General features: G+C 52.4%; 1 protein-coding gene. It reads right to left on the bottom strand.

The features are described 5' to 3' along the window. Positions 1–22 precede the first annotated feature (22 nt). Positions 23–1,246 (bottom strand): integrase (locus COV52_05300; GenBank protein PIR11167.1); only part of this gene is annotated, 1,224 nt, incomplete at its 5' end.

The raw sequence follows: 1,246 nt of genomic DNA, 5'->3' as shown, positions 1-1,246 counted from the left end.
GAGGGGCTGAGCAAGGCTGGTCTCAAGCCCTTTTCCACTGCTGTTCATGGATTGTTTTAAACAATTGCCGACGTGCCTGCTGGAGTTGGTCGGCAGCCTCATTGTCACTTATCTGGTAAGCGATAGCGTCCAGTATTTCAAAAGTCATGCCCGGCTTCAAATAGGTTGTTGCGCTGGGTAAAGATTTGAGCTTCTCATACGGGGTCATGAGGGTGTCATGGGGATAGCGCTTACGTTGTTTACCCTTGGCATCGATGACAATTTCTGGAAACAGGCAGGGCCGATGGTAGTTGATATAGGGGTTCAGGTGTTTCCGGTTGAAGTCGTTAATCAAGGGAGCCCAATGCTGTGGGATATGGGTATACCCAAATAGTTTGCGAACCACATGCCCATTCTTGCTCTCTGCCAGGGCGTTGTCGTTCGTTTGCCGGGATCTTGATTTGGTGAACTCGATACGGAGTTTCTCCAATAGCCTGGCGACCTGTTTGTTGATGTACTCTGAGCCATTGTCAGAGTGGAAACCCAGGATAACAAAAGGGAAGTCCTCCAGCAGTTGTTCCAGCGCAGGGATGAGATACCTTTCACTGATTTTCTCGACGCTCACCACGATTTCAAGCTGAGTGATCTCATCAACGGCATTGATGTGGTAGACCCCTTTCTGCTTGTCCCAATCACCCTGATGAACCGTATCGATACGGATATATCCAGGTTGGCCGTTGGGCCGGGGTTTTCGCCTCTCACCGATGTGAGATGCTCTGGGACGGGTTTTCTCCAGGGTGCGTCGTTGGCGCAAGTAGACTTTGGATTTCCTCAGGTTGTACAGATGGGCGACGGAGATCGAAGCCAAGCGTTGATACTCAGTTTGGCCGAACAGCCTGTAGGCCCGCTCGCAGAGCTTGCGCATGGCCGGCCCATTTGGACTGTTGTGGCGCTCGTCCATCTCAGCCAGCAGACGGATATCTCTATCGGTGAAACGCCGAGAAAAACCATTGACTGTGCGCTGTCGGCGGGTTAGTCGCCCCTGATCTCGGTATTGCTTGACCAGTCGGGTGACTTGCTGGCGTGAATAGCCACTGACTTTCATCAGATAGCGGATCAGCACCCCCTTGCCCTGCCTATTCAGCGCCTGGTAGTGAAACCGGAGCAAGGTCTTCTGGATCCACTGATAACAGGCATCCTTGTCACCAGCAACCTCGAAGGCAACCCGTTGGGTGCCTGCCAGAAAAGCGTTCAGTTGTTCAATCGT

It is taken from the genome of Gammaproteobacteria bacterium CG11_big_fil_rev_8_21_14_0_20_46_22, assembly GCA_002796245.1.
Classification (GTDB): domain Bacteria; phylum Pseudomonadota; class Gammaproteobacteria; order UBA12402; family UBA12402; genus 1-14-0-20-46-22.
The sequence above is the reverse complement of the archived record's forward strand: the minus strand, read 5'-3'. Positions and strand labels throughout refer to the sequence as shown.